The sequence below is a fragment of the Pseudomonas panipatensis genome, assembly GCF_900099785.1.
Taxonomy (GTDB): domain Bacteria; phylum Pseudomonadota; class Gammaproteobacteria; order Pseudomonadales; family Pseudomonadaceae; genus Pseudomonas; species Pseudomonas panipatensis.
Genome location: NZ_FNDS01000002.1, coordinates 489,955 through 508,461, shown reverse-complemented (window position 1 = coordinate 508,461; position 18,507 = coordinate 489,955). Strand labels below are relative to the sequence as shown.

Annotated in this window: 15 protein-coding genes; 9 read left to right on the top strand and 6 right to left on the bottom strand. The window is 68.9% G+C overall.

Annotated elements, in window-relative coordinates:
• Window positions 1-22: 22 nt before the first annotated feature.
• Together BLQ74_RS06460 and ada are read right to left on the bottom strand one after the other, a co-directional pair.
• On the bottom strand, window positions 23-661 hold the full coding sequence (locus tag BLQ74_RS06460; protein WP_090261716.1) for a phosphatase PAP2 family protein: 639 nt from the start codon (window positions 659-661) through the stop codon (window positions 23-25).
• Window positions 662-750: 89 nt separating this feature from the next.
• Complete coding sequence (gene ada / locus BLQ74_RS06455; protein WP_425287480.1) at window positions 751-1,803, bottom strand: bifunctional DNA-binding transcriptional regulator/O6-methylguanine-DNA methyltransferase Ada; 1,053 nt, start codon at window positions 1,801-1,803, stop codon at window positions 751-753.
• 122 nt (window positions 1,804-1,925) lie between these two features.
• Between ada and BLQ74_RS06450 the strand changes: the two genes are divergently transcribed.
• From BLQ74_RS06450 to BLQ74_RS06430, 5 genes are all read left to right on the top strand, one after another.
• Window positions 1,926-4,268: an ATP-binding protein gene (locus BLQ74_RS06450; RefSeq protein WP_090261715.1), complete on the top strand. Its 2,343-nt coding sequence runs from the start codon at window positions 1,926-1,928 to the stop codon at window positions 4,266-4,268.
• Between the two features lie 29 nt (window positions 4,269-4,297).
• Complete coding sequence (locus BLQ74_RS06445; protein ID WP_090261714.1) at window positions 4,298-5,479, top strand: response regulator; 1,182 nt, start codon at window positions 4,298-4,300, stop codon at window positions 5,477-5,479.
• 95 nt (window positions 5,480-5,574) lie between these two features.
• Complete coding sequence (locus tag BLQ74_RS06440; protein WP_090261713.1) at window positions 5,575-6,468, top strand: PA4780 family RIO1-like protein kinase; 894 nt, start codon at window positions 5,575-5,577, stop codon at window positions 6,466-6,468.
• Window positions 6,469-6,479: 11 nt separating this feature from the next.
• Window positions 6,480-7,034, top strand: a complete 555-nt coding sequence (locus BLQ74_RS06435) for a nucleotidyltransferase family protein (RefSeq protein ID WP_090261991.1) — start codon at window positions 6,480-6,482, stop codon at window positions 7,032-7,034.
• 146 nt (window positions 7,035-7,180) lie between these two features.
• Complete coding sequence (locus tag BLQ74_RS06430; RefSeq protein ID WP_090261712.1) at window positions 7,181-8,074, top strand: EamA family transporter; 894 nt, start codon at window positions 7,181-7,183, stop codon at window positions 8,072-8,074.
• Between the two features lie 160 nt (window positions 8,075-8,234).
• On the opposite strand, the gene cueR is transcribed toward BLQ74_RS06430, so the two are convergent.
• From cueR to BLQ74_RS06415, 3 genes are all read right to left on the bottom strand, one after another.
• The gene (cueR, locus tag BLQ74_RS06425) at window positions 8,235-8,636 is read right to left on the bottom strand and encodes a Cu(I)-responsive transcriptional regulator (RefSeq protein WP_090261711.1); all 402 of its coding nucleotides are present in this window, start codon (window positions 8,634-8,636) and stop codon (window positions 8,235-8,237) included.
• Window positions 8,633-11,059, bottom strand: a complete 2,427-nt coding sequence (locus BLQ74_RS06420; RefSeq protein ID WP_090261710.1) for a heavy metal translocating P-type ATPase — start codon at window positions 11,057-11,059, stop codon at window positions 8,633-8,635. The genes cueR and BLQ74_RS06420 overlap by 4 nt, the downstream gene beginning before the upstream one ends.
• Window positions 11,060-11,213: 154 nt before the next feature.
• The gene (locus BLQ74_RS06415; protein ID WP_090261709.1) at window positions 11,214-11,615 is read right to left on the bottom strand and encodes a hypothetical protein; all 402 of its coding nucleotides are present in this window, start codon (window positions 11,613-11,615) and stop codon (window positions 11,214-11,216) included.
• A gap of 160 nt (window positions 11,616-11,775) precedes the next feature.
• On the opposite strand from BLQ74_RS06415, the gene BLQ74_RS06410 reads away from it, so the two are divergent.
• Window positions 11,776-11,973: a heavy-metal-associated domain-containing protein gene (locus BLQ74_RS06410; protein WP_090261708.1), complete on the top strand. Its 198-nt coding sequence runs from the start codon at window positions 11,776-11,778 to the stop codon at window positions 11,971-11,973.
• Here the strand turns inward: BLQ74_RS06410 and BLQ74_RS06405 are convergent.
• Window positions 11,952-12,590 carry a TetR family transcriptional regulator gene (locus BLQ74_RS06405; RefSeq protein ID WP_090261707.1) on the bottom strand — a complete coding sequence of 213 codons (639 nt, stop codon included), beginning with the start codon at window positions 12,588-12,590 and terminating at the stop codon, window positions 11,952-11,954. The genes BLQ74_RS06410 and BLQ74_RS06405 overlap by 22 nt on opposite strands.
• A 156-nt stretch (window positions 12,591-12,746) precedes the next feature.
• Between BLQ74_RS06405 and BLQ74_RS06400 the strand changes: the two genes are divergently transcribed.
• From BLQ74_RS06400 to BLQ74_RS06390, 3 genes are all read left to right on the top strand, one after another.
• Window positions 12,747-13,922, top strand: a complete 1,176-nt coding sequence (locus BLQ74_RS06400) for an efflux RND transporter periplasmic adaptor subunit (protein ID WP_090261706.1) — start codon at window positions 12,747-12,749, stop codon at window positions 13,920-13,922.
• Between the two features lie 12 nt (window positions 13,923-13,934).
• Entirely contained in the window at window positions 13,935-17,090 is a 3,156-nt protein-coding gene (locus BLQ74_RS06395) for an efflux RND transporter permease subunit (protein WP_090261705.1), read from the top strand.
• 227 nt (window positions 17,091-17,317) lie between these two features.
• Window positions 17,318-18,493: a Bcr/CflA family multidrug efflux MFS transporter gene (locus tag BLQ74_RS06390; RefSeq protein ID WP_090261704.1), complete on the top strand. Its 1,176-nt coding sequence runs from the start codon at window positions 17,318-17,320 to the stop codon at window positions 18,491-18,493.
• Window positions 18,494-18,507 lie beyond the last annotated feature (14 nt).

The window sequence follows — 18,507 nt, the reverse complement described above, 5'->3', positions numbered from 1 at the left end:
TCGGTTTCCCGAACGAGGCGATTCAGGCCGCCGGCGCCTGCGCTTTCAGGCGTTCGGCGGCGGGCCAGTGCTCGCGGGTGAAGGCTTGGTCGCGGCCGGCCATGCTGGCGGCGAGGCGCTGCAGCAACTGGTGGGTCGGCGCGCGCACCCCGGTGGCGCCCTGGCTGAGGGTGAACAGCAGGACCAGACCGAGCAGCAGCGGCGAGAGCGACGGCAGGCGCTGGCGGGTCAGGTAGAGGAAGGCGCCGCTGGCGCCGAGCCCGGCGCTCAGGCCGGCGTAGACCTCCGCCGGCGAGTGCGCGTTGATTTCCAGCCGCGAGGTGCCGACCAGCAGCGCCAGCAGCATGCCAACCGCGGCGGCGGCCAGGCGCCAGGCCGGCCGGCCGCGGGCGAGCAGGGCGCCGAGCACCGGCAGTACGCTGCCCGCCATCATGCTGTGCCCGGAGAGGCCGGTGAAGTTCCATTCGGGAATGCCAATGCCCCAGCCCATGAAGGCCAGTTTCGAGGCCAGGGTGAGGCTGGCGGCCAGGCCGAACAGCAGTAGCCAGCGATGGGCGTCGCCGCCTTCCCGGCGATACAGCAGCCAGCCATAGATGAGCAGGGCGCAGGGCAGCAGCAGCGAGCTGTCGCCAAAGCGCGTGATGAGGTTCCAGAGGTTCATGGGCGGCGCGGGGGGAGGCTGATGTTCCGGGGGGCCACCTTAGCACAGGGGGGCCGGCGCTGACCGCTGGGTCGCGCCGTCTTTCAGAATTAGCTGACGCGCTCGCGGGTGTCATCCTCGCTGCGCAACAACGCCAGCTTGCGTGCCACTCCCCAGTGGTAGCCGCCGGCGGCGCCACTGGCGCTGACGACCCGGTGGCAGGGCACCAGCAGGCCGACCGGGTTGCTGGCGCAGGCACGGGCGATGGCACGCGGGTGGCTGTGCAGTTGCTCGGCCAGTTCGCCGTAGCCTCGGGTCTGGCCGCTGGGGATTTGCGTCAGGGCCTGCCACACGCGCAATTGGAAGGCGCTGCCGCGCAGGTCCAGGGGCAGGTGCGCGGCGCGTTCGGGTTGCTCCAGTTGCGTCAGCACCTGGGCCAGCCAGTCGCCCAGGCCGGCGTCGTCGCGCTGCCGTTCGGCGGCGGCGAAACGCTGGCCGAGTTGTGCTTCCAGGGCCGCTTCGCTGTCGCCGAAGAGCAGGGCGCAGACGCCCTGCGGGCTGGCCGCCAGCAGCACCTGGCCGAGCGCGCAGGCGGCGATGGCATAGCGCAGGCATTCGCCGGCGCCTCTGCGTCGGCGCTGCGCCGGGCTCAGCGCGCTGGCCGCCGTGTAGAGCGCGCGGGTGCCGGAGTAACCGGCGTCCAGCGCGGCTTCCAGCACCGAGCGTGAGTGCGGCAGGAGCGCGGCCAGACGCTGCTGGCGGCGCGCTTCGGCCCAGGCGCGCGGGGTCAGTCCGGTGCGTTCCTTGAAGGCACGGCTCAGGTGCGAGGACGACAGGCCGATGCGCGCCGCCAGTTCGCCCATGCTCATGGGCCGTTCGGCGTTCTCCAGCAGGGCGCAGGCGGCGGCGACCAGGGCGTCGAGGCGCTGCGCCGGGCTGGCGCCGTTTGGCGTGCAGCGCTTGCAGGGGCGGAAACCCGCCGCCTCGGCCGCCGCCGGATCGGCATGGAATCGCACATTGCGCCGCGCCGGACGCCGTGCCGGGCAACTCGGCCGGCAGTACACGCCGGTGGAGCTGACGGAAAACACGAAGCGCCCGTCGCAGCCGGCGTCGCGCGCGCAGACCGCTTGCCAGCACTCTTCGCTATCGGGGATCGGGGCCATGCTGTGTTCCATCCTCCGTACCAGGGATAGCTGGATTGTCGGCCCGGCCGCAGGGGGCGGCAATCCGCATTCGCTTTTCAAACTGCCGGCTACGCTTGCAGGAGGTCCGCCGAGAGCCCACCATGCCCTGTCGCCGACGTCTCCAGCGTTGTCTGTTGTTGCTCGTCCTGCTCTGTGCCTGGGCACGGGCCGAGCCGCTGACGTTGAGCCCGCAGGAGCAGGCCTGGATCGAGACGCACCAGCCGCTGCGGGTCGGCCTGTCGCGCAATGGCTGGCCGCCGTTCGAGATGCTCGAAGGCAAGGATCGCTTCCAGGGTATCAGTGCCGATTACCTGAACCTGGTGGCGGAACGCCTGGGCCTGCGTCTGCAACTGGTGGTCGTGGATGACTGGGCGCAGGTGATGGAGGCGGTGCGCAAGGGCGAGGTCGATCTGTTGCCGACCGTGGCGCGGACCCAGGAGCGTGAGCAGTTCCTGGCCTTCACCCAGCCCTACCTGAGCACCAGCAGCCTGATCTTCGCCCGCCACGACAGCGACGTGCGCGTGCTCGACGACCTGTCCGGCAAGCGCGTCGCGGTGGAGCGCGATTTCGCCGTGCACGACCTGCTGCGCGCGGCGGTGCCGGGGGTGTCCTTCGTCTTCACCGACGACACCGCCGCCGCGCTCAAGGCGGTGGCTTCCGGGCAGGCCGACGCCTATGTCGGCAGCCTGATCACCACCTATTACCTGCTCGGTCAGTTGAACCTGAGCAACCTGGAAGTGCGCGGCGACAGTGGCCTGGACAACAGCCAGGTGCGCTTCGGCGTGCGCCGCGAGCTGGCGCCGCTGGTGCCGTTGCTCGATCGCGCCCTGCAGAGCATCGCGCCGGCGGAGGACGAGCGCATCCGCGCGCAATGGCTGCCGCGCCCGGCGGCCTTCGACTGGCGGCAGTTGCTGCTGGCCGCTTGGCCCTATGTGATCGGCTTCCTGGCCTTGCTCACCTTCGTCCTGATCTGGAACCGCCGCCTGCAGATCCAGGTCGCCGAGCGCGCCCGCGCCGAGGCCGAGGAGCACCGCCAGCGGCAGACCCTGCTGGCGCTGATCAACGCGATTCCCGACCCGATCTGGTTCAAGGACGGGCAGGGCCGCTACCTGGGCGCCAACCAGGCCTTCGCCGAGTGCCTCGGGCTGAGCGCCGAGGAGGTGGTCGGGCATAGCGATGCGCAACTGTTCAGCCCGGCCGCCTGCGCCGGCCGCAGCGCGCGCGACCGCGAAGCGCTGTCGGCCGGCCAGCCGTTCGCCAGCGAAGGCTGGGTGGTCTACCCGGATGGCCGGCGGGTGCTCTTCGACACCTTGCGCCGGGCCTTCCACGACGAGGGCGGCGGGCTGCTCGGGCTGGTCGGCGTGAGCCGCGACATCACCGCGCGCAAGGCCACCGAGGAAGCGCTGGCCCAGGCCCGCGACCTGGCCGAGGAGGCGGCGCGGCTGAAGAGCGATTTCCTCGCCAACATGAGCCACGAAATCCGCACGCCGATGAACATCATCATCGGCCTGGCGCACCTGCTCGAACAGACCACCCTCGACCCGCAGCAGCGCGACTACCTGGGCAAGATCCAGGGCTCCGGGCAGTACCTGCTGGAACTGATCAACGACATCCTCGACCTGTCGCGGGTGGAGGCCGGCAAGCTGGAGTTCGAGCGCATCGAGTTCGATCTCGAACGCCTGCTCGGCGAGCTGGTCGATCTGCTGCGCCTGCGCGCCGAGGGCAAAGGCCTGGCGCTGCACTGCCGAATCGACCCACGGTTGCCGGCGCGGCTGATCGGCGACCCGCTGCGCCTGCGGCAGATCCTGCTGAACTACGGCAACAACGCGCTGAAGTTCACCGAACATGGCCAACTGGAGCTGGAAGCGCGCCTGGACATGCAGGCCGGCGACGAGGAGTGGCTGTATTTCAGCGTGCGCGACACCGGCATCGGCATCACCCCGGCGCAGCAGGCGCGGCTGTTCGAGTCGTTCCGCCAGGCCGACAGTTCGATCACCCGCCGCTACGGCGGCTCGGGCCTCGGCCTGGCGATCTGCAAGCGCCTGGCCGAAGCCATGGGCGGCGAAGTCGGGGTCAGCAGCGTGCCGGGGCAGGGCAGCCTGTTCTGGTGCCGGTTGCCGCTGGGCCGCGTCGAGGACTCGCCACTGCTGGAGCCGGCGCGGGTCAATCGGCCGTCCGCGGCGGTGCCCGCGGCAAGCCCCGGCGAGGCGCCGGTGGCCAGCCTGGACGGGCGCGAAGTGGAGCAGGTGGTGCGTCGCCTGGCGCATCTGCTGGCCAACGACGATCCGCGCGCCGGGCGCCTGCTCGGCGAGCGTGCAGGTCTGCTGCGCAGCGTCTTCAATGAGGGATACGAGGGTATCGCCGCGAACATCCGCCGCTTCGAGTTCGAACACGCGCTGGAGAGCCTCCTGGCCCTGGCCAGGGCGCGCGATATCCGCATCTGAACGCCGCAGCCGCAACGAGGACGGGAGCCATGGACAGCATGCTGGACAGGCCGGAGCAGGAAGTGATCCTGGTCGTCGACGACCAGCCTGACAACCTGATGCTGATGAGCGAACTGCTCATGGGCCATTACCAGGTGCGCGTCGCCAGCAGCGGCGCCAAGGCCTTGCGCCTGGCGCAGAGCGAGCCGCCGCCAGACCTGGTGCTGCTCGACGTGATGATGCCGGACATGGACGGCTACGAGGTCTGCCGGCAGCTCAAGCAAGACCCGCGCACCCACGATATCCCGGTGATCTTTCTCACCGGCCTGGTCAACCCGAAGGACGAGCAGCACGGCCTCGACCTCGGCGCGGTGGACTACATCACCAAGCCGATCAGCCCGCCGGTCACCCTGGCGCGCATCCGCGCGCAGCTCAACCTCAAGGCGAATGCCGATTTCCTCCGCGACAAGAACGAGTACCTGGCCCTGGAGGTGCATCGCCGCACCCGTCAGTTGCAGGCCGTGCAGGACGCCACCCTGGAGGCCATGGCGACCCTTTGCGACCTGCGCGACAACCCGCACAGTCAGCACCTGTTGCGCATCGAGCTGTACATGCGCCTGCTCGCCGGCGCCCTGGCCCAGCGCCAGGGCGCCGGCGGCGAGCTGAGCGTGGAGAGCATCGAGTTGCTCGCGCGTTCGGCGCAGTTGCATGACATCGGCAAGGTCGCGGTGCCCGACCGTGTGTTGCTCAATCCCGGCCAGCTCGATGAGGCCGACAGCCTGCTCATGCAGAGCCACACCAAGGTCGGCCGCGATGCCCTGGCGGCGGCCGAACAGCGACTCGGCGCGCCGGCGGAGTTCCTCCGCTACGCCAAGGAGATCGCCTATAGCCACCATGAGCGCTGGGACGGCAGCGGTTACCCGGAAGGGCTGCGCGGCGAGCAGATTCCACTCTCGGCCCGGCTGCTGGCGTTGATCGACAGCTACGACGAACTGACCAGCCAGCATCCCTACCACAGCCCGCTGGCGCCCGCCGAGGCGGCGCTGCGCATCCTCGCCGGCAGCGGCAGCTATTTCGATCCGCAGGTGGCGGAGGCCTTCAGCGAGGTCGCCGACGGCTTCGCCAACATCGCCACGCGCTATGCCGACGGCGAGGAAGCCCTGGGCAGCGAACTGCAGCGCATGGCCGATGCCCTGGGCGAAACCATCGAACTGACGCCGACGCCGCCCTGATTTCCGTCGCCGCCCGCTGGGCGGCGCCCCGTGCATGACGTATAAGGTGCGGCTGCGGCCATCCCGGCTGGATCGAGGAACAACGACGGAACCCGATGAAGACACCCAAACGCATTGAGCCGCTGATCGAGGACGGCCTGGTCGATGAAGTGCTGCGTCCGCTGATGAGCGGCAAGGAAGCGGCGGTCTATGTGGTGCGCTGCGGCGAGCAGCTGCGCTGCGCCAAGGTCTACAAGGAAGCCAACAAGCGCAGCTTCCGCCAGGCCGCGGAGTATCAGGAGGGGCGCAAGGTCCGCAACAGCCGGCAGGCGCGGGCCATGGCCAAGGGCTCCAAGTACGGCCGCCGCGAACAGGAAGAGGCCTGGCAGAACGCCGAGGTGAGCGCGCTGTTCCGCCTGGCCAGCGCCGGCGTGCGGGTGCCCAAGCCCTACGACTTCCTCGACGGCGTGCTGCTGATGGAAATGGTCGCCGACGAACATGGCGACGCCGCGCCACGGCTGAATGACGTGGAGCTGGAGCCCGAGCAGGCGCGCGAGTACCACGCCTTCCTGATCCGCCAGATCGTCATGATGCTCTGCGCCGGGCTGGTGCATGGCGACCTGTCCGAGTTCAACGTGCTGCTCGGCCCCGACGGTCCGGTGATCATCGACCTGCCGCAGGCGGTGGACGCCGCCGCCAACAACCATGCCTTCCGTATGCTCGAACGCGACGTGGCGAACATGGCGGCCTATTTCGGCCGTTTCGCCCCGGAACTCAAGGAAACCCGCTACGCCAAGGAAATGTGGGCGCTCTTCGAGGATGGCAAGCTGCTGCCGGACTCGCCGTTGAGCGGACACTTCGACGAGCCGGAAGAGGCCGCCGACGTCGATGCGGTGATGCGCGAGATCGCCGCCGCGCTGCGCGAGCAGGAGCGCCGCGAGGCCGCCCGTGCCGAGCAGGACGGCGCGGAAAAGCCCGAGGAGCCGCCCGCGCCGCCGTGGTTGCAGTGAGCCGCGTGGCGCTGCGCACGGCCGCGGACCTGCTCGCCCTGCTCGCCGCCGACCCGGAGCGCATGCGCCTGTTGCGCGCCCTGCGCGACGAATGCCAGGCGCAGGCCTGGATAGGCGCCGGCTTCGTCCGCAACCTGGCCTGGGATGCCTTGCACGGCCATGCCGAGCCGACGCCGCTGGCGGACGTCGATGTGCTCTACTTCGCCCCCGAGCAATTGGCGGCGGAAGCCGACGCCCGCATCGAGCGTGCCCTGCGGCGGCGCTGCGCGGACGTGCCCTGGTCGGTGCGCAACCAGGCACGCATGCACCTGCGCAACGGCGACCGCGCCTATCGCGACCTCGCCGATGCGCTCTGCCACTGGCCGGAAGTCTGCACCGCGCTGGCGGTGCGCCTGCGCGGCGACGCCCTGGAGCTGCTGGCGCCGCTGGGCATCGACGACCTGCTGGCGTTGCGCGTGCGGCCGACCGAGCATTTCCGCGGCAAGCCGGAGGTCTACCGGCAGCGCTTGCTGGACAAGGCCTGGCAGCGCCGCTGGCCCTTGCTGCGCATCGACTGCGCGGGTTGAGCGGGCGCGCTGTATCAATCTTTTCCGTGGCAACTGTGTACAGACGGCGGGGAATGGCCTTGCTAGGTTCTGTTGGAAAACTGCCTGCGCTCGCTGAGCTGTCCTCCTGAGCCCGGCGTGACGCCATGCCACCTGGAGCCGCCACCATGCCCTTGCCGCATATCCTCCTGGCCTTGCTGGTCACCCTGATCTGGGGGATCAACTTCGTCATCATCAAGGTCGGCCTGCACGATTTCCCGCCGCTGCTGTTCTGCGCCCTGCGCTTCGCCCTGGCGGCGCTGCCCCTGCTGTTCCTGCGCGGGCCGCTGCCGGCGCCGTTCTGGCGCATCGTGCAGATCGGCGTGCTGCTCGGCGTGGTCAAGTTCGGCCTGCTCTTCGTCGGCATGCACCTGGGCATGCCGGCCGGGCTGTCTTCGCTGGTGCTGCAGAGCCAGGTGTTCTTCACCGTGCTGATCGCCGCCGCCCTGCTCGGCGAGCGCCCCAGCCCGCGCGCGCTGCTCGGCCTGGCACTGGCCGCCGGCGGCTTGCTGCTGATCGGCCTGGAGCGACCGCTGGGCAACAGCCTGCTGGCCTTCCTGCTGGTGGTGGCGGCAGCCCTGGCCTGGGCGTTCTCGAACATCGCCACCAAGCGTTCCGGGGCCAGCGACATGCTGCGCCTGATCAGTTGGGTCAGCCTGATCCCGCCCCTGCCGTTGCTGCTGCTGTCGTGGATCTTCGAGGGGCCGCAGGCCATCGCGGGAGCGCTGCGCGGCATCAGTTGGGGCGGCTTCGGCGCGCTGGTCTATATCGCCTTCCTCGCCACCAGCGTCGGCTTCGGCCTGTGGAGCTTCCTCCTGCGCCGCTACCCGGCCAGCCAAGTCACGCCCTTCGCCCTGGCGGTGCCGGTGTCCGGCCTGCTATCCGGCTGGCTGTTCCTCGGCGAGGCCCTGAGCGGCCAGGACTGGCTGGCTTGCGCGCTGGTCTTCGTCGGCCTGGCGGTGACCGTGCTGCCGACGTCGCTGTGGCGCCGCATGGGTAGGTTAAGGGCGGCAGATTTGTAGGGTGGGACGAGCGCCGCGACTGCCATGCTGTTGGCGAGCGCCGCATGGGTATCGCGCTGCGCGCTCAACCCATCCTACGGCTGGGTGGATGCTCTCGTAGGATGGGACGAGCGTAGCGATTCCCATGCGGGCGGTGAGGTGCCGTATGGGCAGGCTCGGCTCAGTGGCAGCAGTTGCCCGACTCCAGGTCCTTGAGGATCGGGCAGTCCGGGCGGTGGTCGCCTTGGCAGTGGTCGTGGAGTTCCTGCAGGGTGTCGCGCAGGGCGCTCAGTTCGGCGATCTTGCGTTCCAGTTCGGCGATGTGCTGGCCGGTCAGTGCCTTGACGTCGGCGCTGGCGCGCTGGCGGTCCTGCCAGAGGGCGAGCAGGCGGCCGACTTCCTCCAGGGAGAAACCGAAATCCCGCGCGCGGCGGATGAATGCCAGGCGGTGCAGGTCCTGCGCGTTGTAGTGGCGGTAGCCGCTGGCGCTGCGCCCGGCGGGGGTGAGCAGGCCGATGGATTCGTAGTAGCGGATCATCTTCGCCGACAGGCCGCTTTGCCTGGCCGCTTCGCCGATGTTCATGGTTTTTTCTCCGTGACCCGCGGGGTCGCCAGCCCGGCCGGCCTCCAGCGTTTCAGCAGCAGGGCGTTGCTCACCACGCTGACGCTGGACATGGCCATGGCGGCGCCGGCGACCATCGGGTTGAGCAGGCCGAAGGCCGCCAGGGGCACGCCGACCAGGTTGTAGATGAAGGCCCAGAACAGGTTCTGGCGAATCTTCGCGTAGGTGCGCCGGGAGATTTCCAGGGCCGCCGGCACCAGCCGCGGGTCGCCGCGCATCAGGGTGATGCCGGCGGCGTGCATGGCCACGTCGGTGCCGCCGCCCATGGCGATGCCGACGTCGGCGGCGGCCAGCGCCGGGGCGTCGTTGATGCCGTCGCCGACCATGGCCACCACGCTGCCGTCGGCCTTGAGCCGGGCGACCACGGCGGCCTTGTCCGCCGGCAGCACCTCGGCGTGGGCGGCGTCCAGGCCCAGGGCTTCGCTGACCACCCGCGCGCTGCCACGGTTGTCGCCGGTGATCAGGTGGCAGCTGATGCCTTGGGCATGCAGCGCCTGGATGGCCTCGGCGGCACCCGGCTTGAGGCTATCGCCAAAGGCGAACAGCGCCAGCAGGCGCGCTTGCGGCTGCCGTTCGATCAGCCAGGAGAGGGTTCGGCCCTGGCTTTCCCAGTCCCGCGCGGACTCTTCCAGCGCACCGGCCGAGAGGCCTTGCTCGTCGAGCAGGCGGCGGTTGCCGAGGGCCAGTTGGCGCTCGCCGACGCGGCCCTGGATGCCGCGTCCGGCCAGGGCCAGGCTGTCGCTCGCGGCCGCGACGTGCAGGCCGCGTTCGGCGCAGGCGCGCAGCACGGCCTTGGCCAGCGGGTGTTCGCTGCCGCGTTGCAGTGCCCCGGCCAGGGCCAGGGCACTGTCCTCGCTGTCGGCGGCGACGGCGAAATGCACCAGTTCGGGCTGGCCGGAGGTGAGGGTGCCGGTCTTGTCGAATGCCACGGCGCGAACCGCGTGGGCGATTTCCAGGGCTTCGGCGTCCTTGATCAGGATGCCGTGGCGCGCTGCGACGCCGGTGCCGGCCATGATCGCCGTCGGCGTCGCCAGGCCGAGGGCGCAGGGGCAGGCGATGACCAGCACGGCGACGGCGTTGATCAGCGCGGTTTCCAGGTGGGCGCCGGCGAGCAGCCAACCGGCCAGGGTGAGCAGGGCGATGCCGATCACCACCGGGACGAAGACATTGCTGACCTTGTCCACCAGCTTCTGGATCGGCGCCTTGGCCGCCTGGGCGTCTTCCACCAGGCGGATGATCCGCGCCAGCACGGTTTCCGCGCCGAGGGCGGTGGCGCGCACGGTCAGCAGGCCTTCGCCGTTGATCGCGCCGCCGGTCACGGCGTCCCCCGGCCCCTTGGCCACCGGCAGGCTTTCCCCAGTGATCAGCGCTTCATCGGCGTGGCTGCGCCCGTCGAGCACTTTGCCGTCCACCGGGAAGCGCTCGCCGGGGCGCACCAGCAGCTCGTCGCCGAGGCGCAGCTCGCTGATGGCGACCTCTTCTTCGTGGCCCGCGCGGATGCGCGTGGCGCGTTCCGGGCGCAAGGCTTCGAGGGCGCGAATGGCCGTCGCGGTCTGCCGCTTGGCGCGGCTTTCTAGGTACTTGCCGAGGAGGATCAGGGCGATCAGCACCGCGCTCGCCTCGAAATACAGGTGCGGCATGGCGCCGGCCGGTGCGCTCAGCCACAGGTACAGGCTCAGGCCGTAGCCGGCGCTGGTGCCCAGGGCCACCAGCAGGTCCATGTTGCCGCTGCGCGCGCGCACGGCCTTCCAGGCAGAGACGTAGAAGCGCGCGCCGATGACGAATTGCACCGGGGTGGCGAGGAGGAATTGCAGCCAGGCCGGCAGCATCCAGTGCCAGCCGAGCCACTCGGCGAACATCGGCAGCACCAGCGGCACGGCGAGCACGATGGCCGCCGCCAGCCACCAGCGCTCGCGGGCCAGCCGCGCCAGCGCCGGATCGACCGCCGGCCGCTGCGCGGCGAGCAGATGGGCGTGATAGCCGGCCTTGTCCACCGCGGCGATCAGCGCGGCGGGGTCGACTTGGCCGAGCAGGTCGAGATGGGCGCGCTCGCTGGCCAGGTTGACGCTGGCCTCGCGCACCCCCGGCACCTTCTTCAGGGCGCGTTCGACGCGGCCGACACAACTGGCGCAGGTCATGCCGTCGATGGCCAGCTCCAGGCTGTGACTGGGCACCTGGTAGCCGGCCTGTTCCACCGCGGCGACCAGGGCCGGCAGGGCTTCGCCGCTGTCGACCTGGACCCGCGCCTGCTCGCTGGCCAGGTTGACGCTGGCCTCGCGCACCCCCGGCACCTTGCGCAGGGCGCGCTCCACGCGGCCGGCGCAGGACGCGCAGGTCATGCCGCTCACCGGCAGGTCGAGTTCGATGGGTGTGGCGTTGCTCATGGGTTCCTCCTGCTCGACCGTCAGCGCAGCGCTGGCGGGGCACCGCACGGAAGACGCCGTGGGACGGCGGTTTCCGGCAGCGCCTGGGACAATGCACAAAGGATGAACCTTGACACAAGGGTAAGGTCAAGCGGCAAGAGCGCTCGCTTCAGTGTTACTTGAGCGGCGTCAGGAACAGGCCGTTCTCGCCATAGCTGATGCGGTAGTCGCGGACTTCCCCGGCGCGCAACTGCAGGGTCTGGGTCTGCAGTTGCTCCATGCCGCCGGGGCAGGGGCCGGCGTTGGCCGTGGCCAGGCGTATCGGCGCGTTGCCGGGAGAGAGGTTGAGGGCGACCGAGCCTTCCGGCTGCAGGCGGGCGACCAGGCGGCCACGCACATAGAGGTCGATGTCGCAGGTGCTGCCGCTCTCCAGGCCCATGCGGCTGATATTGAGCACCGCGTAGCCGGGCGGCGGCGGTTCCTGCTGCGGCCAGCCTTGCACCGGCGGCGGATCGCCGGCCAGGGCCAGGGCGGACCAGAGCAGGCAGGGCAGGGCATGAAGCAGAGGCCGGCGCATGGCGGGGCTCCCAGGCAGGAATGACGGCGCTGAGCTTGGCCGAGGCGCTCGCCGGGAGCAAGCCCGGAGACCTCGCCTGCGTTGCGCCGCCGCAGGGGCTTGACCTTGCCATGGTGGCAAGGTCGACACTTCAGCCATCGTCACCACGGGAGTCACAACCATGCAAGTATTCAGCGTGAAAGGCATGTCCTGCGGACATTGCGTGCGGGCCATCACCCAAGCGATCCAGGCCCGCGACCCGGCGGCGGAGGTCCAGGTCGACCTCGCCGGCGGCGAAGTGCGGGTCGCCAGCCAGTTGCCGCCGGCGGCGCTGTTGGAGGCGATCCGCGAGGAGGGCTACGAAGCCGCGCCGGCCTGAGCCCAGTCGCGGATCAGGCCGCGGAACAGCGATCCGAGGAGCTGCCGGGTGTCCCGCAAGGGGTCGAACAGCTGCGGATCGCGCAACCAGTCGCTGATCAGGCCGTGGAACATCGCGTGCACGGCCCGTGAGGCGATGGTCGGTGTGATCCCCGGCAGCAGCTGCGCGCGGCATTCGGCGCGGGCGAACAGCTGCTCGCTGAGGTCGATGAACTGGCGAATGAAGGCGTTGTGCCGGAGCAGCGCGTCGTGCAGTTCCTCGGTGAATTCGCAGCGTTGCATCAGGATCGTCAGGATGCGCCGCTTCTGCTCCTGGCGAGCCAGGTTCTCCACCACCTCCACGCACAGCTCGAACAGCGATTGCAGCGGGTCCCGGCCATCGCAGCCGGACAGGCGCAGGGCGAGCTGCTCCGGCGGCAGGCGCACCTGACTGAGCATTTCGTTGAACAAGTGGGCCTTGTTTTCGAAGTGCCAATAGACCGCACCCCGCGTCACGCCTGCGTTGCGGGCGATCTCTTCGAGGCTGGTGTTGGACACGCCGTGCTCCAGGAAAAGCGCTTCCGCGGAGTCGAGGATGGTCTGGCGGGTCTTCTCCGAATCTTCTTTGGTTCTTCTCATGGCGCTGATGGCTTTACGGTCTAGTCTCACTAGTGTGAGACCAGTTTAATGAATTTCAGAACGATAACCGTGAGTTACAGATAATTCATCGCTCACGGAACACACCCAGCGCCTTGCAGCGAGCAGTTTTTCGGTCCTATTCCATGGAGAGGTAGCATGCCGTTCGCCCTTCGTTCGCCCGCGTTTCTGGCTGTCTGTGTTCTGCTCGTTGCGTCGGCGCCCTCCTGGGGCCTGGCAGAAGAGAAAGCTCCACCGGCCCCCGAGGTCACCGTCGAGACCGCCAAGAGCGGGCCGATGCCGATGAATCTGGAGTTCTCCGGCCGTGCCGCCGGTTACCGCGAAGTGCAGGTGCGCGCCCAGGTCGGCGGCATTCTGCAAAAGCGCAGTTACCAGGAAGGGCGGCCGGTCAAGCAGGGCCAGGTGCTGTTCCAGATCGACCCGCGACCCTACCAGGCGGCGCTGAGCCAGGCCAAGGGCGCGCTGGCCCAGGCCCAGGCGCGCTACCGGCAGACCAGCCGCGACCTGCAACGTATCCGCGAGCTGCAGGCCAAGGGCTTCGCCAGCGCCATGGAGCTGGACCGCTTCATTTCCAACTACGAGCAGGCCAAGGCCGACGTCGAGGCGGCCAAGGCCAGCGTGCAGTCCAAGCAGATCGACCTGGACTTCACCACGGTGACCGCGCCGATTTCCGGCATGGCCAGCAAGCAGGCGGTGTCCGAAGGCAGCCTGGTGGTCGCCAACGATCCGAATGCCAGCCTGCTCACCGAGCTGACCCAGCTCGACCCGATCTACGTCAACTTCGCCTATGCCGATACCGAGGCGGCGAGCCTGCGCGACGGCGTGCAGAGCGGCAGGCTGATCCTGCCCGAGCGCGGCAAGCTGAAGGCCGAACTCTACTTCGGCGACGGCTCGCGCTATCCGGTCGACGGGGTGATCGACTTCACCGACAGCTTCGTCAACACCGGCACCGGCACCATCAATGCGCGGGCGGTGGTGGATAACCCGAGCAACCAGTTGATTCCAGGCCAGTTCTTGCGCGTGGTGGTCACCGGGATCATGCGCAAGGCGGTGGTCACGGTGCCCGAGCGCGCCCTGGCCCAGGGACCGGGCGGCACCTTCGTCTACCTGGTGGACAAGGAGGGCATGGCCCGCGTGCGCCAGGTGGCGGCATCGCAGGTGGTCAAGGGACGCTGGGTGATCGAGTCCGGCATCAGCGACGGCGACCGGGTGATCGTCGACGGGCTGGCCAAGGTGCGCCCGGATCAACCGGTCAAGGCGCTAGAGGCGCCCAGCAGCCCACCCGCCAGCCCGCCCGCCCAGGCCAAACAATAAGGAGCGCCTATCGTGATCTCGCGCTTCTTCATCGACCGGCCGATCTTCGCCATGGTCATCTCCATCGTCATTCTCCTCGGCGGCATGGCGGCCATCCGTGCGCTGCCGGTGGCGCAGTACCCGGCGATCCTGCCGCCGCAGGTGTCGGTGAGCACCTCCTATCCCGGCGCCAGTTCCCAGGTGATCGCGGAAACCGTGGCGGCGCCGCTGGAGCAGGAAATCAACGGCGTCGAGGGCATGATCTACCAGCTGTCCACCTCCGACAGCAGCGGCGCCATGACCCTGATCGTCTACTTCAAGGTGGGCACCAACCCCGACCAGGCCACCATCAACGTCAACAACAAGGTTCAGGCCGCGCTGGCCAAGCTGCCGGAGGAAGTGCGCCGGCAGGGCGTCAAGGTGCAGAAGAAGTCCTCCGACATCCTGCAGATGGTCACCCTGTATTCGCCGGACAACTCGCTCGATCCGGTCTACATCAGCAACTACGCGCTGATCAACGTGATCGATGAGCTCAAGCGTATTCCCGGCGTCGGCGACGTCACCCAGTTCGGTTCCAAGGACTACTCCATGCGCATCTGGCTGCGCCCGGACAAGCTGGCGCAGTACAGCCTCACGCCCACCGACGTGGTCAACGCCATTCGCGAGCAGAACTCGCAGTTCGCCGCCGGCAACTTCGGCCGCGAACCGCTGCACAATCCACAGGACTTCACCTACACGGTGAGCACCCAGGGCCGCTTCACCGACCCCAAACAGTTCGAGAACGTCATCCTGCGCGCCGACAGCAACGGCGCCAGCTTGTTGCTCAAGGATGTCGCGCGGGTCGAGCTGGGCGCCCAGGACTACTCGATGATGACCACCCTCAATGGCCAGTTGAACGCGGCCTTCGGGGTCTACCTGCAGCCGGGCGCCAACGCCCTGGATACCGCCCAGGCGGTCAGGACCACCATGGAACGCCTGGCCAAGCGCTTCCCGCCGGGCATCGTCTACAAGATTCCCTACGACACCACGGTGTTCGTCGAGGTTTCCATCGAGGAAGTGGTGCACACCTTCTTCGAGGCCCTGGTGCTGGTGATGCTGGTGGTCTACATCTTCCTGCAGAGCCTGCGCGCCACGCTGATCCCGGTGCTGGCGATCCCGGTGTCGCTGGTCGGCACCTTCGCCGGCATGTACCTGCTGGGCTTCTCCATCAACCTGCTGACCCTGTTCGGCCTGGTGCTGGCGATCGGCATCGTGGTGGACGACGCCATCGTCGTGCTGGAGAACGTCGAGCGGGTGATGCGCACGGAAAAACTCGCGCCGCGGGAGGCGGCGATCAAGGCCATGGAAGAGGTGACCGGGCCGATCGTCGCCATCGTCCTGGTGCTCTGCGCGGTGTTCATCCCGGTCGGCTTCCTCGGCGGCCTCGCCGGGCAGATGTACCAGCAGTTCGCGATCACCATCGCGGTCTCGGTGGTGATCTCCGGGATTGTCGCGCTGACCCTGTCGCCGGCGCTCTGCGCGCTGATCCTCAGCGACAAGCACACCGAGCCGGCCGCGCCCTTCCGCTGGTTCAACCGCATGTTCGATGCCGCCACCGCGGCCTACGGCGCCGGCGTGCAGTTCTTCCTCAAGCGTGTGCTGATCGGCCTGCTGCTGGTCGGCGGGATGATCGCCCTGATGATGGTGCTGTTCGGTCGGGTGCCCAGCTCGCTGGTGCCGGATGAGGACCAGGGCTACGTCATCAACGCCTACGTGCTGCCACCGGCCGCCTCGCTCAAGCGCACCGAGGAGTTGACCAGCAAGGTCTCCGAGGAATTGCTCAAGCAGCCGGCGGTCCGCGACGTAGTGACCTTCGCCGGCCTGAACATCCTGACCAACACCAACGTCACCAGCGCCGGCGTGTCCTTCATCACCCTCAAGGACTGGAAGGAACGCAAGGACCCGGCCATGGACGCGCGCAACCTGACGCGCACCTTCATGGCCATGGGCATGCGCGAGCAGGACGGCGTGACCCTGACCTTCAATCCGCCGCCGATCACCGGCATGAGCACCACCGGTGGTTTCGAGGCATACATCCAGGACCGCAGCGGCGGCACGCCGGAGCAGCTTCAGGCCGTGGTGCAGAAGTTCATGGCCGCCGCCGCCAAGCGGCCGGAGCTGGCCGGCGTGACCACCACCTTCAACGCCAACGTGCCGCAGTACTACATCGACCTCGACCGCACCAAGGCGCGTTCCCTGGGGGTGTCGATCAACGATGTGTTCACCGCCATGCAGTCCACCTTCGGCGCCTACTACGTCAACGACTTCAGTCGCTACGGACGGACCTGGAAGGTCAACCTGCAGTCCGAGTCGGACTTCCGCCGCAAGCCGGAGGATCTCAGCCAGGTCTACGTGCGCTCCGCCTCCGGCGACCTGGTGCCGCTCTCGGCGTTGGTCCAGGTGCGGCGGACCCTCGGCCCGGACACCTTCTCGCGCTTCAACGTGTTCCCGGCGGCCAAGCTGCTCGGCGGTCCGGCGCCGGGCTACAGCTCCGGCCAGGCGCTGGCGGCGATGCAGCAGGTGGCCGACCAGACCCTCGGCGAGAGCTACATGCTGACCTGGATCGGATCGGCCTATCAGGAACTGGAAGCCCAGGGTTCCGGCGGCACCGCTTTCATCTTCGGCCTGATCCTGGTGTTCCTCATCCTCGCCGCCCAGTACGAGCGCTGGACGCTGCCGCTGGCGGTGGTCACCGCGGTGCCCTTCGCGGTGTTCGGCGCCATCCTGGCCATCTGGCTGCGCGGCATCGACAACGACGTGTACTTCCAGGTCGGCCTGGTGACCCTGATCGGCCTGGCGGCGAAGAACGCCATCCTGATCATCGAGTTCGCCGTGATGTGCCGCGAACAGCAGGGAATGGGGCCGATGCAGGCGGCGCTGGAGGCAGCCAAGTTGCGCTTCCGTCCGATCGTCATGACCTCGCTGGCCTTCATCCTCGGTTGCGTGCCGCTGGCGATCAGCAGCGGCGCCGGTTCGGCGAGCCGCCATTCGATCGGCACCGGGGTGATCGGCGGCATGCTCGCCGCCACGGTACTGGCGACCTTCCTCATCCCGATGTTCTACATGCTGGTGGAGTCGGCCTCGGATTGGGTCAGCAAGCGCAAGAAGCCGCGGCTGCCGGCGCCGGCCAAGGAGGAACCGACGGCCTGAGGCCGCCGCTGCCGCGCCGGGCCCTGGCGACAGGGCCCGCAGGAAAAAGCCTGGCCATCCGGCCAGGCTTTTTTTCATCCCCGAGCGACCCGGCGACGCCCGGCTTGGTATGCTTGCCGGCGTTTCGTTAGCCAGCTTTCGTTTTCCGCCGCCGTCGCGGCGATTCACGCGCAAGCCCACGCCCAGCGCTGCCGCCAGAGGTGCCGCGGGTGTCGATCAGGTGATCCATGAGCTTCTCCATACTGCTGATTCTCGGTGCCCTGAGCGCCTTCGGCCCTATGGCCATCGATTTCTATCTGCCGAGCCTGCCGGCGCTGGCCACGGCCTTCGGCACCGACGCCGAGCACGTACAACTGAGCCTGTCGGCCTACTTCGCCGGCCTGGCCTTCGGGCAGTTGCTCTACGGCCCCCTGGCCGATCGTTTCGGCCGGCGCCCGCCGCTGCTGCTGGGGGTGGTGATCTTCACCCTGGCGTCGCTGGCCTGCGCCTATGCGCCGAGCCTGGAATGGCTGATCGGGGCGCGCTTCGTCCAGGCCCTGGGCGGTTGCGCCGGCATGGTCATCGCGCGGGCGGTGGTGCGCGACCTGTGCGACCCGGTGGCGGCGGCCAAGGCCTTCTCGCAACTGATGCTGGTGATGGGGCTGGCGCCGATCCTCGCGCCGCTGGGCGGCGGGTTGCTGCTGGACAGCTTCGGCTGGCAGTCGATCTTCCTCTGCCTGACGCTGTTCAGCGCCCTGGCCGGGGCGGCCATCGCCGCACATCTGCCGGAAACCATCCCGAGCGGGCCGCGCCCACCCTTGCGCGGTGCGCTCAAGGAGTACCGCCGGCTGTTCGGCGACCGCAGCTTCCTCTGCTACGGCCTGACCGGCGGCGTGGCCATCGCCGGTATGTTCGCCTACATCGCCGGCTCACCCTTCGTCTTCATTCAGCTCTATGGCGTGGCCCCGGAGCACTACGGTTGGGTCTTCGGCAGCAACGCCGCCGGTTTCATCCTCATGGCGCAGGTCAATGCCCGCCTGTTGCGCTACCGTGGGCCGAGCTTCTGGCTGCGCCGCGCGGTGTGGGTGTACTTCGCCGCGGGCCTGGCGCTGCTGGCGGTGACCCTGTTGCGCCCGCAGCACCTGTGGCCGCTGCTGCTGCCGCTGTTCGCCTGCATTTCCTGCCTGGGCTTCCTGATGCCGAATGCCTCGGCGTGCGCCATGGCCGGGCAGGGCCGCCATGCCGGCAGCGCCTCGGCCCTGATGGGCAGCCTGCAGTTCACGGTGGCGGCGGCGGCGTCGGCGCTGGTCGGCGTGCTGCACGACGGCACGGCGTTGCCGATGGCGCTGGTCATCACCCTGTGCGGGGGCTGTGCGGCGCTGCTGGGCTGGTATACCGGGCAACTGGGCGAGCGCGCGGTCTGAATACCGCTCCGCGC

Coding starts and splice junctions, on each gene's coding strand:
- ada (WP_425287480.1), bottom strand. CDS start 1,803: ATGGCCCCGATCCCCGATAGCGAAGAGTGCTGGCAAGCGGTCTGCGCG.
- BLQ74_RS06445 (WP_090261714.1), top strand. CDS start 4,298: ATGGACAGCATGCTGGACAGGCCGGAGCAGGAAGTGATCCTGGTCGTC.
- BLQ74_RS06420 (WP_090261710.1), bottom strand. CDS start 11,059: ATGAGCAACGCCACACCCATCGAACTCGACCTGCCGGTGAGCGGCATG.
- BLQ74_RS06450 (WP_090261715.1), top strand. CDS start 1,926: ATGCCCTGTCGCCGACGTCTCCAGCGTTGTCTGTTGTTGCTCGTCCTG.
- BLQ74_RS06460 (WP_090261716.1), bottom strand. CDS start 661: ATGAACCTCTGGAACCTCATCACGCGCTTTGGCGACAGCTCGCTGCTG.
- cueR (WP_090261711.1), bottom strand. CDS start 8,636: ATGAACATCGGCGAAGCGGCCAGGCAAAGCGGCCTGTCGGCGAAGATG.
- BLQ74_RS06440 (WP_090261713.1), top strand. CDS start 5,575: ATGAAGACACCCAAACGCATTGAGCCGCTGATCGAGGACGGCCTGGTC.
- BLQ74_RS06390 (WP_090261704.1), top strand. CDS start 17,318: ATGAGCTTCTCCATACTGCTGATTCTCGGTGCCCTGAGCGCCTTCGGC.
- BLQ74_RS06405 (WP_090261707.1), bottom strand. CDS start 12,590: ATGAGAAGAACCAAAGAAGATTCGGAGAAGACCCGCCAGACCATCCTC.
- BLQ74_RS06410 (WP_090261708.1), top strand. CDS start 11,776: ATGCAAGTATTCAGCGTGAAAGGCATGTCCTGCGGACATTGCGTGCGG.
- BLQ74_RS06400 (WP_090261706.1), top strand. CDS start 12,747: ATGCCGTTCGCCCTTCGTTCGCCCGCGTTTCTGGCTGTCTGTGTTCTG.
- BLQ74_RS06415 (WP_090261709.1), bottom strand. CDS start 11,615: ATGCGCCGGCCTCTGCTTCATGCCCTGCCCTGCCTGCTCTGGTCCGCC.
- BLQ74_RS06430 (WP_090261712.1), top strand. CDS start 7,181: ATGCCCTTGCCGCATATCCTCCTGGCCTTGCTGGTCACCCTGATCTGG.